Below are 13,153 nucleotides of genomic sequence, written 5' to 3'. Positions count from 1 at the left end.
CGAAAAGGGAACAGGGGGACGGATTGTGCAAAGAACAGTGTTGGTGGTCGATGATAACCGCGAGATTGTGGAGCTGCTCAGCTTGTTTTTGCTCAAGGAGGGCTTTCGTGTCGTGGAGGCTTATAACGGCGCAGAAGCTTGGGCTTGCATTCAAAAGGAACCGATCGACCTCGTCGTGCTGGATATCATGATGCCGGAGATGGACGGCATTCAAGTCCTGCAGCTGCTGCGGACCCGCTACAAGCTTCCCGTTCTGCTGCTGTCGGCCAAAAATCAGGATGAGGACAAGATACAGGGCCTTCGGCTTGGGGCGGATGATTTTCTCGCCAAGCCCTTTAACCCGCTCGAAGCGGTGGCGCGGATTCAAGCGATGCTCCGCCGAAGCTATGAATTCAACGAAGAGCAATTATCCCTACGTCCATCAGGGCAAAAAGAGGATACGGTCATCGGCGGGCTCCGGCTCGACCATCAGGATTGCGTGCTCTACAAGAACGGGCAGGAGGTTGCCTTAACGGCGATGGAGTACAAGCTGCTTGCCATGTTGATGCGATCTCCTGGACGGGTTTATACGAAGAAGCAGCTGTTTGAGCAGGTGTGGTCTGATCCGTATTTGGAGGACGCGAATACGGTTATGGTGCATATCTCCAGACTGCGGGAGAAGATCGAGACATCCTCTCGTCATCCGGAGTACATTCAGACGGTGCGCGGGCTCGGCTACAAGTTCGCCAAGAAGGGGGACCTTCGGTGAAAGGTAACCGACTCTTTTTTGCCCTGCTCAAATCGTACTTGTTCTTCGCCGTTTTTGTGGGTGCGGTGCTGCTTGTTTTCCTCGCGCTTACGGTTGATTTGGAGCAGCAGATGATCGAAGTCAATCTGATCCAGTTGGTACTGTTCCTCCTGCTGATCGGGGGATGCAGCCTCCTGTACAGCCTGTGGACGGCCAGGCGGATTACCGGACCCTTGGAGCGGTTGGCGTCGGCAATCCAAAAGATGGGGGAAGGCGATTATCGGGAGCGGTTGAACTTGGCGGCGGAGTATGAGTTTGAAGTCATTCAGAGGCGGTTTAATGAAATGGCTGAATCGCTGGAACGTTCGACGGAGGACAACCGCAGGCTGGAGGAAGGGAAGCGGAGGATGCTCGCGGATCTTGCCCATGACCTGAAGACGCCGATTACGACGATCCAGGGGTATGCGAAGGCATTGGAAGTTGGGCTGTTCGAAAGCGAGGGCAAACGGGAGCTCTACCTGCAGCGGATTTCGGCCAAAACGGGGCAGGTTACCGAGCTGATCGACCAGATTTTCCAGCTCTCCAAGCTGGATCGGCCCGACTATCGGTTGGTGCGAGAGCGGGTAGATGCAGCAGAATTGCTGAGAGAGATCGTAGCGGAATCCTACGAGCCCTTTGAAGAGCAAGCGTTTCACCTGGAGGTGGACATTCCTTCCGAGGAGGTGGAAGCGGACTGCGATCCGCTGCTCATGCGAAGGGCGTTGTCCAACCTGCTGTCCAATGCCTTGCGGCACAATCCCCCGGGAACGCAGGTGACGGTCCGGCTTCAAGAAGCGGAAAAGCGGCTCTCGATTTGGGTAATGGACGACGGTGTTGGAATCGCAGATGAACTGAAGGAAACGTTATTTGAGCCTTTTGTCCGGGGAGATGCGGCCCGGGCAGACGGCGGCTCGGGGCTTGGCCTTGCCATCGTCAAACAGATCGCCGAGTTGCACGGGGGAGAGCTGCGGTTGCGCAATGCGACGGAAACGACCGCCTTTGAGCTTGTATTCGACCGGTTTGAAGCCAAGAACACGCAATAAGAGCACAAAAATAGAACTAGAATGAGAAGCGCTTTCCATGATACGATGCTCTACGTAACTTTTAAGCGACATCATTCGACAGGTGGGATCAACCGGGTGGCTTCAACAAACGAATTCAAGCTCTTTCGGCTAACATGGCCGATTTTCCTGGAGCTGCTTCTCTTCATGATGCTGGGCATGGCGGATACGTTCATGCTGAGTGCGATTTCGGACAACGCGGTTTCCGGCGTAGGCGCGGCGAACCAGTTTTTGTCCATCGCCATTTTAATTTTGGAGGTCATTGGCAACGGTGCCTCGATCGTCGTCGCCCAATACCTCGGTTCGAGAAATCGGGAGGAAGCGGGTCGTATTTCTGCCCTCGCGGTGAGTATGAACCTGCTGGTCGGTCTCTTGATTAGCGTCGTGTTCTTCTTCTTTCACAGCTACATGCTTCAAGCGATGAATGTGCAAGGAGAGATCCTGCAATACGGGGAAAGCTATTTTGCCATTGTGGGCAGCGCGATCTTCCTGCAAGCGGTGTTGAACTCCTTTTCCGCGGTCATTCGGGTGCATGGCTATACCAAGGAAGCGATGTTTGTCTCCTTCGGCATGAACGTGTTTCACGTCGTCTTGAACTACTTCCTGATCTTCGGTAACGGGGGCTTCCCGCAGCTCGGCGTGGAAGGCGCCGCGATCTCCACAGTGGTGAGCCGTCTTCTCGCGCTTCTCGTCTTCATCTGGCTGTTCTACCGGGTGATGGAATGGAAGCCGCGGTTTGCGGATTATTGGCAGTACACGCGTGATCGCGTAGGCAAGATCGTCAAGATTGGCCTGCCGTCCGCCTTCGAGCAGATCATCTACCAGGCTTGCCAAATGACGTTCCTCTTCTATGTAACCTTCCTCGGAGCGGAGGCGATGGCCGCTCGCCAGTATGCGGCGAATCTGTCGCAGTTGATTTACCTGTTTGCCATGGCGGTGGCGATGGGGACGTCCATCATCGTCGGCCGGAATGTAGGCGCTGGCCGGAAGGATGACGCTTATGTGCGGGTTTGGGCCAGTGTGAAGATCGCGCTCGTCGGAACCGCGGTGATGGTTACGGTGGCGATCTTACTCCGGGAGCCATTCATGCGGCTCTTCACCCAGGATACGGTTGTCATCGAAATGGGAGCGAAGGTCATTCTCCTGAGCATCCTCCTGGAGACAGGCCGCGCGATCAACATGGTCATCATCAACTCGATGCGCGCGGCGGGCGACGCTGCCTTCCCCGTCTGGATGGGCCTCCTGTCCATGGTCGGCCTGAGCTTGCCGCTCGGCTACTTCCTCGTGTTCCAATTAGACCTCGGCCTCGCCGGGATCTGGCTGGCGATTGCCGCAGACGAATGGACGCGCGCGGTCATCATGTACTTCCGCTGGCGCAGCCGGAAGTGGGAGAATTATGCCCTGGTCAAGCCGGAGAGCGCGCCTGTGGCGCATTAATCGGCTGGACTGTTCTTCGCGGAGTGGTTAATAGGGAAAAGAAAAACAGCGACTTCACTCGGCTTCCAGCCGAATGGGGTCGCTGTTTGGTTAGGGTGGACAGGGCCAGGCGGCGCTGGCCCAACGGGCTAACTCGCAAGCCGTTCAGCCCGCGATCCTCGCGATCGAGGATGCGCCATGAGGTCCGCAAGTTAGCCTCTTCCGCCGCCTACTTGCGGTGGATTTCGAGCAGCCGGGCCGTCTTCGCCTCCGGCAGCTCGACGGTGAGCACGCCTGCGGTCCGGTTCCACGTCCAAGCCACCGGCTTGGCGGACGGATACCCGGTTCGCAGGTCGAGGTCCGCTCCTCTGAGCTCGGGGAGCGGCAGGTGTACGTTGCGCTCGGCACCGGATACGTGCCAGAGCGCGAGGTAGCGGGAATCTCCGTGCTTCAGCCCCAGGCTGATCCATGGAGATTCCGCAACAGGCAGCCCGAGCGGCCAGAAGGGGACCGCCTCGGGGATGTGGCCGCGGATCGACTTGTAATAGTCGAGCGCCTCTTTCACCAGCTCCTTGCGGCGGGGGCTCAGCTCCGCCAAGTGGCCGCTTTGGTGAACGCGAAGCAGAAGCGCGTTCACCATGTTGAAGATGACCTCCTCGTCATCTCCCTCGCGGAGGGGATAGGACCAGACGGCCGCTTGCTCCGGGGTGAGCGCGATCGGCGCGGTAGCCGCGATCTGCGCATACTTGAGGTAGTCGTCCTGGTCGCTCGTGGACTGGATGCTGTGGCGGCTCAGCATGCCGTAGTCGATCCGCATTCCGCCGCTGGAGCAGTTCTCAATGATGAGCTCCGGGTAGCGGGCGAACAAGCGGTCGAGCCAAGCCAGATACGCGCGGTTATGCTCCAGGAGGCCGTCCCCGAAGCTGTCGGCGTCGGTCTCCGTTCCGATCCCTGCGTTGATGTTGTAGTCCATCTTGATGTAGCCCACGCCATAATCTTCGACGAGGCGGCGCAGCACTTCATCCGCGTGCGCCACAACGGCGGGGTTGCGGAAGTCGAGCTGGTAGCGGCTGCGGTCCTTGACGCGCTTGCCGTGGCGCATGAAGAACCAGCTGTCGTCCGTCTCGGGAAGCTTCGGGCTGTTGATGCCCATGACCTCGATCTCCAGCCACAGCCCCGGAATCATCCCCTTGGAGCGAATGCGGTCCATGAGGAACTTGATGCCTTCCGGAAATCGTTCCTCCGAAGGAAGCCACTGCCCGACGCCGTCCCACCATTCGCCTGCCGAATACCAGCCGGCGTCGATGCAGAAGTACTCACAGCCGGTTTCTGCTGCCGCATCGATGAGCGGGAGCAGCTTTTCGGTCGTCGGGTTGCCCCACAGGCAGTTCATGTAGTCGTTGAAGATCACTTGCAGCTGGCGATTGTCGTCGTTGGGACGACGAATCCGGCGGCGATAGGCGGTGAGCTCGGCAGCCACTTGCTCGACGCCGCCCAGCACGGTCCCCACAGCCACCGGAACCGTAACAAAGCGTTCGCCCGGCGCGAGCTTCTTCAGCCAGTGATGGTCGTGCTCGTTGGGGCCGCTCACGAGCAGCGCCAACTGATCGAATTGATCGAACAGCTCCCATTGCCAAGAGCCGTTGTGATCGATCTGCCAGTAGAGGCTTGTCCCGGCTTCGCGATTTTCAAGCAGAGCCATCGGGATGAACTCGGCAGCCGCCCAGGAACCGGCACTGGACAAGGCGATGCGGCGGGAGCTTCGGCTGGTCAGTTGGGACATGCCGAGCTCAGGCAGCGAGTAGGTGTGATACTGCAGTTCGGATTGCCATCCATTGTATAGGTAGGAGATGGCCATCTTGTCATCACGGCGTCCGATGCCTTCCTTGGCCAGGCCGGTCAGAGCAAAGGAGGTTACATATTCAATCGAGAGCTCCTCCTTGCCGCCTACGAGCTCTGTCCACGAACGGAAGATGGCGATGCCGTCGTAGAATTGATAATGAAGAATCGCTTGAAGTCCGGTAACCGGGTCACGCAGCTCGATTTCGACCTTCCGGCCAAGCTCATTGCGCGTGTCCTGATGACCAGCATATTTCATTCGAAGGCCGGGGTACGAAGCCCGATGCAATTGTCCATGATACTCGGCCCGATCCTCGCCGGCTGCTTGCAGCTCCAGCGCTCGGAAGCCAGGGCGGGCATCCGGTTTGACGGCCTCTTCTTCCAACGGGCGCGGGCCTGCATGGAGAAGCAGGAGGTCTCCGTCTGCTTCGACGGAGAAGACGAGAAACATGCCGTTTTCGTGAATCGTTATCTTCTGGGTGTTGACGCTCATCGCAAGTACCACTCCTTGAGCCAATATCGAGTGCTCCCGTGGGTGTCGAATATCCAACCCTTTCGGCGAGCATTACCCCCACTGTAAACGATGCAAGAGGGTGGGTCAATGGACAAGCTGCAACGCTTTCAATCGGAAGTTTAATTAACAATATAATTTTGTTGAAATTTCATTTGGATTCTGCTAGAGTGAGGGCATACTAATGGAACGGGCTCACTTCAAGCACGTGAACCCAAGGAGGATACCACCATGAAACCAACCTTCCGCTATTTGGACCACCCGGTTTTGGAACCGGTACCGGGATGCGACTGGGCCGACAAGATGGTCCTGAATCCCGCCATCATTCAGGATCCCGCTTCCACCGACATTCACATGCTGTTTCGGGCTACGGGTCCGTGGCCGCAAAAGCGCCGCGAAGGCTGTCATGACCCTTATCCGATTTTTCTGGGCTACGCCGTCAGCCGTGATCGAGGATTGACGTGGGAGGCAGATTTCACCCGTCCTGCTCTTGCGCCTGCGCTGGGCTATGAAGAATCGGAACTGTACACAACGGACATCTATGGCCGCAAGGTTCGCAATTATGCCAACGGCTGCATTGAAGACCCCCGCATTTTTGAGGTGGAGGGAGAGCTTTATGTAACCGTAGCCTGCCGCCCCTTCTCCCCAGGCCCTTACTGGCTGAGCGATCAGGTTCCTCCGGTGGAGACCCGCTTCGAGTACGTACCCAACTGGATTTTCGAGGGGGGAGAGGAGGACCCCTTCATCAAAACCGCTCGGGAGAACGACACGGTGAGCGTCCTTTACAAGCTCGACTTGGACAAGTTGAAGCAAGGTCAGTACGAGCAAGCCTTTGGCTACGTGGGTCCGTTGACGGAAGGGCACGTGAGCGATAACCGGGATGTGTTTCTGTTCCCGCACAAAATGACAATCCAAAACAAGCCGCAGTACGTTTTGCTCCATCGGCCGATGAACGTCCAGCCATTTGAAGGCGGTGAACAGGCGGGCAAGCCTTCCATCTACCTGGCTGCCGCGGAAAAGCTGGAGGACTTCGCCTCCTCGAAGGCAGTCCATCGGCTGCTTGCCGCTCCTCTCTTCGATTGGGAGGAGAACCGAGTGGGAGCCAGCTGGCCTCCACTCTCGCTGGGAGACGGGGAGTGGCTTGTGCCCTATCATGGCAAAAAGGACGCTATCTTCGGCTATACCCAGTCGTTCCTCATTGTGAAGGAGCAGGACAATGAGTTTCCGGCGACGATCCATCGCTGTCCGGACCGGCTCATGTATGCCGAGCGGGAATGGGAGATGCCGCAGGATTATCCGACTCCGTGCCTGTTTACGACGGGCGGGATTGTGATGGACGGCGAGCTTATTATGTCCTATGGGGCTGCCGATCAAAAGGTAGGCATCGCGTGGGTATCCTTTGACGAGCTGGTTGCCCACGTCCGCGGGTACGATGCGGAGGGGAACCGCCTGTAAGCTTACCAACCGGCCCCGGTGAGTTGGAACTGATATAGGAATAGAAAGATGGCGCTCTCTGCTCTTTTTTGGCAGGAAAAGCGCCATCTTTTCATTCCTAGACAATAAAAGTTGAAGAAAGTTGAAATCCTTCGTATGATAGAAAGAAACCAAACAGAACGGGGGACAACGAGTGAAGAAAGTAACGCTGCAGATGATTGCCGACCGGCTCGGGGTCTCCAAAGCGCTCGTCTCCAAGGCGCTCTCTCATGACCCTGCGGTGAGCAATACAACCCGAGAAGAGATCCGCAAGACGGCCGAGGAGCTGGGCTACAACTTCGACAAGCTGCGCAAATCGGCCGCTTATGGCCGAACGGGCAATATTGCGGTATTGGTGCCGGAGGCGTACCTGGACGACATCGAGTACTGGGGACGGATTCTCCGGGGAATCGACAAAGAGCTGGCAAGCCACGGCTTTAGCATGCTGCTGTCCAGCATTAACCTTTCGCTCACCCCCGAGGAAGGGCTTCCGTCGGCGATTCGCGAGCAGAAGGCGGACGGCGCGTTACTGCTCGGCCACATCCCGGAGGAATATGGCCGCCTGCTCGAAGCAAAGGAGGTGCCCTTCGTGCTGATTGACTCGAATGTACGAAGCGGCAAGCATGATCATATTCTCGCCAACAATTTCTTTGGCGCTTATGAAGCGGTGAATCGTTTGCTCGACAGCGGCCATGCCTCCGTCGCGTTTGTCGGAGACATGGAGACCGCATGGAGCTTCAAAGAAAGAGGCCGCGGCTTTGAAGAAGCCGTCAGGGATCGCAACAACCGGAATGGCGATGAAGGCGTCCGTATGCAATGGGTTCGGGGTGCCGGTGTAAGCGGCCGAGGCAACTACACGAGCTCCGCCTTTGCCGAGGAGCTGAAGCAGGCGGTTTCGGCAGGGGTAACGGGGTTCTTTTGCGCGAACGACATGCTCGCTGTAGAACTTCTTCATCAAATGACCCGCCTTGGCATCCACTGTCCCGATGAATATTCGCTGATCGGCTTCGACGATCTATCCCTATCGGCGATCCTCTATCCGAGACTGACCACCGTTCGCGTTCCCAAGGAGCAGATGGGAGCCCGCGCCGTCCAGGCCATTCTCGAACGGCTGAAGCAGCCCGAGCGTGTCCCGGAACAGATTCTTTTTGCTACCGAGCTGATGGAACGGGATTCCGTGAAGAAGCTTCGCTCTTAAACGGACGGTCGGTTCGGTTGATGAAATTTCTTGTTGTTGATGTTGGTCGCAGGATTATCCTTGGTGCCTTCCGCATTATTCGATCGGTCCTCCATCGATTGCATGCTTTGCTTCAAGGACTTTTTCTTGGACATGGTTTTTCCTCCTCATAAGGTTCTCTAGGATTTCTCCCTTTAGTATGAGTGAGCAGGCCGCGGTCCATTCTCATTTTTTCGGCAGATTGACGGATGCGGAAGCTCAAAATTCGGTGCAGGAGGTGAGTGGATATGAAGGTTTATCTAAAAAAGGGCCCTGATCACGAAATAGTAAATCATAACTTTTATGCCGCTTATGACGGATTTAAGCAGATGGGGTTTGAGCTGCGGTTTTTTCAGGATGTGACGGAATTGTCAGATCATCGACCGGAAGACCCGGTGATTGGCTATGTGGAAGACGTTCGAGCGATCCTGCGGCAGCACGACCTTGCTGTACCTGAGCTGGATTACCCGGAAGAGCTGGAGACCTTTCTGGGAAGGAAGGTTTGGAGGTCCCGGTTGAGCGCTATCGCCAATAACCCCGAGAAATGGAATGTTTTCATTAAGCCCGTCGAAGATAAGCTGTTTACAGGAGTGGTTGTTCGAAGTACGAAGGATTTGGCGGGATGCGGGTCCTACGGAGAAGATCCCGAGATCTGGTGCTCCGAGGTGGTCAATTTTGTCGCGGAGTGGAGATGCTTCGTCCGCTATGGAACGATTCTGGATGTTCGCCGGTACAGAGGAAGCTGGAAGGCGCACTGCGACGTTCGTGTCGTTGAAAATATCGTCCAGCAATACGCATCCGCCCCGAATGGGTATGCGCTGGATATTGGCGTAACCGATCAAGGAGAAACACTGCTCATTGAAATCAATGACGGGTATGCCTTGGGGCATTATGGGCTGGGCTCTCTGGAGTATGCGAAGCTGCTGGCGGCCCGATGGGCGGAGCTGACTTCCACGACCGATGAATGTGACTTTTGAGGAGCGAGATCGGTTCGGTTTGAACATGAACCGATGTCAGGAATGAGCATGGTTTGTGTGGAGTGGTTGGTTTGTGAGGTAAGCTATGTGGGAATAAGCCGGTCCGTGAGGGCCGGTTTTCTGCTTCTGGATTCGGAACGGCATTAAGGTATAAAATGCTTGCCCTTGCACGTAGTCCGTATTTTACAATAATGAAAACTGATTCTTTGTCATTGTACATGAAATTGTGTGGTTAGCATTTGGTCGGCAATCCGTAATATCATCTCCCGCTTACGATCACTGTCTAAGGACAAATAGCCTTTCGCTATATCGCGTAAATCCTTATTGAGCAGGAGCAAATACATGGAAAAGGTTTCGGCTTCCTCGGTATTCTCTTTATTGGGGAACGTCGATTTCAACAGTTGGAATAAGTCCCATGAATCCATGATCCCATCGTTTGGCCCATTGCTGATTCGTTCGAGCCTGTCAAAAACCACATCGTATTTTGTGAAAGACATGGAGTTGGGTTCATCCTGTAACACGCGCAGATAGGTTAAAAATTGTGCTTGGCTTTCTTCATCCAAAAGACGATACATAGCGGATAGGTCAATGACTTCTACTGGAATCGACAGCAGTTCATGATAAGACGTGCAAAGCATGGTTGCCTGTTCCGCCGATAGACTCCGTACCTTTTCTCTTAATTCTTCGATGCACACCATCCAATAATAGGCGCTATCGGGCAATTCATCCGCTTCACCATTTGCCAATGCATGGTCGGGAAGCAATTCGTAGTGTGGGATGCCTAACGCCTCCGCAAGGGCCTCTATACGTCCTTTCTTTTTCGGCTTACGCCCTCTTTTGTAGTAGCTTATGTTTCGGGGATCAATATCATCCTTATTCTGTTTGTTCCACGATACTTTTTCAGCGAGTTTCTCCGGCGATATAGCCATTTCTTCCATCTTGCAGGAAAGCAATTCCCCAAACGTTCGTTTTTGACTTTCTATAAGTTTTTCGGCCTGGTTTGTATTTGTTATCTCGATTTTAACCATGTCAGCGGCTCCTTTGAAAGTGTCAAGGAACAAAACTAGAGCAAGTTCAGTGACTCTTATATTCGATTTGTTCATTATAAAAAAATCAGCTGGTCCGTATAATCAGCGTAACAATCGGCAAGGATAGATGGCTCACTAGCAGATTACCAGAGTCGCAGCATTTCTTACAAGAAATCCGTTGAAAGCAAGGAGGACAATAACCATGGGATTTTTTACGGAAGCAACTTACTTCGATTTCCCGCACAAACGTATGGTGGATGACCTGCTAGAACGTAACGGGCCGCCAACGAAAGAATCTTTTACTCCGTATAAGGGGATGATCGATCTAATTGCGGAACAGGGATTAGCTCATCTAGATATGAAGGTAATAAAAGAAAACATCGAGGAATTACCCGTAGAGACATCACTTGAGAATATCGATGAACCCTATGTTGCTAACTACATACGTAAACAATTGATTGCCCTTAAGAATAAGGAGGATGTACTTCGTGTAAACGAGGAAAATGAGAAGGTACAAGACACGATGGTTGACCCGGAAACGGGTGAAGCCTTCCTTCTATCGGATGTGTATGTAGCGGATGATTCTTTTTATGGGGGTGGGGATAAGAATGGTCTTGCGTCATATTTGCGAGGTTTGTGGGATTGAAGAAAGACTAACGCCCGAACAAGGTCATGATCAAGGATGGGACTATCCGCCACAAATGGGGGAATTCAAAGTCGTTTCTCCAAGAACCTGTGGGAGTTGTTCGATTAATGGAACCCTTTGGTGGGCATTGAATGTTGAGGGGAAGCAAATCTCCGATTTAGATGAAAAACAGCTTCAAACCCTTCATCGTATCTTGCAGGAGCCAGAGAGTATTCTGGTAACGGAATGACCTTGCAGGGTCTGTCAATAGTTGTGACTTTTGAGGAGCGTACAGGCACTTCCGGGCACCTGCCTACATACAATGAAATGACCGTGAACCCGTGAGGCAACCGGATCGGTTTCATTGTACATAAGCGGGAGGTGTCGTCCATGCCCGGTCTGCTCGGAACCATTGCGCTGTTTATCAAAAACCTGTCGCTTCTCGTTTCCTATGTCAAAAACAATGCTTTTCCGCAGCCGCTTTCAGAGCCGGAAGAAGTGAAGCATCTGAAGCGAATGCAGCAAGGTGATCCGATCTCGCGCAATCTTCTCATTGAGCATAATCTTCGCCTCGTGGCCCACATCGTCAAGAAATTCGATAACACGGGGGAGGACCTGGAGGATCTCATTTCGATCGGCACGATCGGCCTGATTAAGGCGATTGAGTCCTTTTCCCCCGACAAAGGCACCAAGCTGGCCACTTTCGCGGCACGTTGTATCGAAAATGAAATCCTAATGCATCTTCGCTCTCTGAAAAAGTCACGAAAAGACGTTTCTCTACATGATCCGATAGGAACCGACAAGGAAGGTAACGAAATAACCCTCATCGACATTCTTGGAAGTGAATCGGATGATGTGGCGGAAAAGGTGCAGCTGAAGATTGAGAAATCGAAAATCTACGCACATCTGGATATCCTCGACCCCAGGGAGCAAGAGGTCATTCGCGGACGCTTCGGGTTGGACACCGGCGGGGAGGAGCGCACCCAGCGGGAGATCGCCAAGGAGCTGGGGATCAGCCGAAGCTACGTGTCCCGCATCGAGAAGCGCGCGCTTATGAAGCTGTATCATGAGTTCTACAAGGCGAAACGGTGAAAAGACGATCCTTCTGCCCGAGAGCAGAAGGATCGTCTTTTTGCTGCTTGTTCCTATCGAACAGAGGAAACTCAATGATAATCCAAACGGAACTTGGAGAATTCGGCCGTTGAGCCCTTGCCGGTTGCGTACAGCCCGAAGAGCACCCCGGTAAAGCCTCCGGCTACTTCCGAGGAGAGGTAGCGGGTTTGCGCCGAGCCCAGCGGGATGTCTTCGCCTTTTGCCCGGAGCAGGAAGTGGTACCGTTCTGGACTGGCCTTGATGACCAGCGTGGCCTGATGGTCCTCTCCCAGCTCTACCGCATGCTCAATCGATTTGATATCCCCGATATTGAGGCGTTCGATAACCCGGTAGCCCGTCTCCTCTTGGCGAATCGCCAGATCGTAATGATGATTTTCATCCATATAGATCGTGATCCCGGCTTCGCCGCTGTCCAGGCTGACCTCGCAGAAGAGGGTCGCGTCGAAATCTCTTTGACGGATACCAATGAAGGTGGGCGATGCGGGAACGTCGAGCGTTACCTCAGTGCCTTTCAACGTGGCTTTGTCTTGCTCCAGTTGATAATTCGCTTCATGGGGATGGCGCAGGCTGCACCAATCCAGCTTCCAATCCGTATTCTCGAACGTATAGCTCTTTTTCTCCTGTTGAACGACCTCGTTCGGAATGCGATCCGTCTCAAAGCTCAACAGTGTGGTGCCGTTATGCCCTGCCGTAAACCAGCCGTCTTCGCCAAAGGTAACCGGAGCCAGAAGCACTTCACGGCCCAGGTGGTGATAGGTAAGCCATTGTCCGCTTTGGCGGAAGCCCAGGTGGAACAGCCACCAATTCCCGGCATCATCCTGAACCAGGTCGCTGTGGCCGATTCCTTGGAGCGGGTAACCGCCCAGATTGCGATTGGTCAGCACCGGATTGTGGGCATAGGGCTCAAACGGACCGGAGGGAGAGTCTCCCCGCGCATACGTAACCATGTGGCCGTATTCCGTTCCGCCTTCCGCCGCCAGCAGATAATAACGACCCTCGATCTTGTTGAAGTGCACCCCTTAGAATAGACATTGGAAAAACCCCCTGGGAAAATCCGATGAAAATCTAGGGGGTGCAATTTTTATGGCGAGAAAAGGACAGAAGTTCCAGTCGTATACGGAAGAATTG

The 13,153-nt window shown here is 54.3% G+C and carries 12 protein-coding genes; 8 read left to right on the top strand and 4 right to left on the bottom strand.

Annotation, left to right across the window (positions count from 1 at the left end):
* Positions 1 to 25 precede the first annotated feature (25 nt).
* The 3 genes from AAFN83_RS16445 (at position 26) to AAFN83_RS16435 (ending at position 3,264) form a co-directional block, all read left to right on the top strand.
* Positions 26 to 748 (top strand): response regulator transcription factor, encoded by a 723-nt coding sequence (locus AAFN83_RS16445; RefSeq protein WP_347771283.1) that lies wholly within the window; start codon positions 26 to 28, stop codon positions 746 to 748.
* Entirely contained in the window at positions 745 to 1,809 is a 1,065-nt protein-coding gene (locus AAFN83_RS16440; protein WP_347771281.1) for a HAMP domain-containing sensor histidine kinase, read from the top strand. The genes AAFN83_RS16445 and AAFN83_RS16440 overlap by 4 nt, the downstream gene beginning before the upstream one ends.
* 96 nt (positions 1,810 to 1,905) lie before the next feature.
* Positions 1,906 to 3,264, top strand: coding sequence for an MATE family efflux transporter (locus AAFN83_RS16435; protein ID WP_347771279.1), 1,359 nt, complete (start codon positions 1,906 to 1,908; stop codon positions 3,262 to 3,264).
* Positions 3,265 to 3,472: 208 nt separating this feature from the next.
* Here the strand turns inward: AAFN83_RS16435 and AAFN83_RS16430 are convergent, their stop codons facing one another.
* The gene (locus AAFN83_RS16430; RefSeq protein ID WP_347771277.1) at positions 3,473 to 5,575 is read right to left on the bottom strand and encodes a glycoside hydrolase family 36 protein; all 2,103 of its coding nucleotides are present in this window, start codon (positions 5,573 to 5,575) and stop codon (positions 3,473 to 3,475) included.
* 249 nt (positions 5,576 to 5,824) lie between these two features.
* On the opposite strand from AAFN83_RS16430, the gene AAFN83_RS16425 reads away from it, so the two are divergent.
* Together AAFN83_RS16425 and AAFN83_RS16420 are read left to right on the top strand one after the other, a co-directional pair.
* Positions 5,825 to 7,048 carry a glycoside hydrolase family 130 protein gene (locus AAFN83_RS16425; protein WP_347771275.1) on the top strand — a complete coding sequence of 408 codons (1,224 nt, stop codon included), beginning with the start codon at positions 5,825 to 5,827 and terminating at the stop codon, positions 7,046 to 7,048.
* Positions 7,049 to 7,220: 172 nt separating this feature from the next.
* Positions 7,221 to 8,264, top strand: coding sequence for a LacI family DNA-binding transcriptional regulator (locus tag AAFN83_RS16420; RefSeq protein ID WP_347771273.1), 1,044 nt, complete (start codon positions 7,221 to 7,223; stop codon positions 8,262 to 8,264).
* On the opposite strand, the gene AAFN83_RS16415 is transcribed toward AAFN83_RS16420, so the two are convergent.
* Complete coding sequence (locus tag AAFN83_RS16415) at positions 8,261 to 8,398, bottom strand: hypothetical protein (RefSeq protein ID WP_347771271.1); 138 nt, start codon at positions 8,396 to 8,398, stop codon at positions 8,261 to 8,263. The genes AAFN83_RS16420 and AAFN83_RS16415 overlap by 4 nt on opposite strands.
* Before the next feature lie 132 nt (positions 8,399 to 8,530).
* On the opposite strand from AAFN83_RS16415, the gene AAFN83_RS16410 reads away from it, so the two are divergent.
* Complete coding sequence (locus AAFN83_RS16410) at positions 8,531 to 9,259, top strand: ATP-grasp domain-containing protein (protein WP_347771269.1); 729 nt, start codon at positions 8,531 to 8,533, stop codon at positions 9,257 to 9,259.
* Between the two features lie 209 nt (positions 9,260 to 9,468).
* On the opposite strand, the gene AAFN83_RS16405 is transcribed toward AAFN83_RS16410, so the two are convergent.
* The gene (locus tag AAFN83_RS16405) at positions 9,469 to 10,287 is read right to left on the bottom strand and encodes a hypothetical protein (protein WP_347771267.1); all 819 of its coding nucleotides are present in this window, start codon (positions 10,285 to 10,287) and stop codon (positions 9,469 to 9,471) included.
* Between the two features lie 202 nt (positions 10,288 to 10,489).
* Between AAFN83_RS16405 and AAFN83_RS16400 the strand changes: the two genes are divergently transcribed.
* The gene (locus AAFN83_RS16400) at positions 10,490 to 10,933 is read left to right on the top strand and encodes a hypothetical protein (RefSeq protein ID WP_347771266.1); all 444 of its coding nucleotides are present in this window, start codon (positions 10,490 to 10,492) and stop codon (positions 10,931 to 10,933) included.
* Positions 10,934 to 11,302: 369 nt separating this feature from the next.
* Positions 11,303 to 12,004 carry an RNA polymerase sporulation sigma factor SigK gene (gene sigK / locus AAFN83_RS16395; RefSeq protein WP_347771265.1) on the top strand — a complete coding sequence of 234 codons (702 nt, stop codon included), beginning with the start codon at positions 11,303 to 11,305 and terminating at the stop codon, positions 12,002 to 12,004.
* Between the two features lie 71 nt (positions 12,005 to 12,075).
* Here the strand turns inward: sigK and AAFN83_RS16390 are convergent, their stop codons facing one another.
* Entirely contained in the window at positions 12,076 to 13,041 is a 966-nt protein-coding gene (locus AAFN83_RS16390) for a glycoside hydrolase family 43 protein (RefSeq protein ID WP_347771264.1), read from the bottom strand.
* Positions 13,042 to 13,153 lie beyond the last annotated feature (112 nt).

The sequence above is a fragment of the Gorillibacterium sp. CAU 1737 genome (assembly GCF_039888655.1).
Classification (GTDB): Bacteria; Bacillota; Bacilli; order Paenibacillales; family NBRC-103111; genus Gorillibacterium.
The sequence above is the reverse complement of the archived record's forward strand: the minus strand, read 5'-3'. Positions and strand labels throughout refer to the sequence as shown.

Excerpts from the sequence above, each read along its gene's own strand:
- AAFN83_RS16415 (WP_347771271.1), bottom strand. The coding sequence starts at position 8,398 with ATGTCCAAGAAAAAGTCCTTGAAGCAAAGCATGCAATCGATGGAGGAC.
- AAFN83_RS16400 (WP_347771266.1), top strand. The coding sequence starts at position 10,490 with ATGGGATTTTTTACGGAAGCAACTTACTTCGATTTCCCGCACAAACGT.
- AAFN83_RS16430 (WP_347771277.1), bottom strand. The coding sequence starts at position 5,575 with ATGAGCGTCAACACCCAGAAGATAACGATTCACGAAAACGGCATGTTT.
- AAFN83_RS16410 (WP_347771269.1), top strand. The coding sequence starts at position 8,531 with ATGAAGGTTTATCTAAAAAAGGGCCCTGATCACGAAATAGTAAATCAT.
- AAFN83_RS16405 (WP_347771267.1), bottom strand. The coding sequence starts at position 10,287 with ATGGTTAAAATCGAGATAACAAATACAAACCAGGCCGAAAAACTTATA.
- AAFN83_RS16425 (WP_347771275.1), top strand. The coding sequence starts at position 5,825 with ATGAAACCAACCTTCCGCTATTTGGACCACCCGGTTTTGGAACCGGTA.
- sigK (WP_347771265.1), top strand. The coding sequence starts at position 11,303 with ATGCCCGGTCTGCTCGGAACCATTGCGCTGTTTATCAAAAACCTGTCG.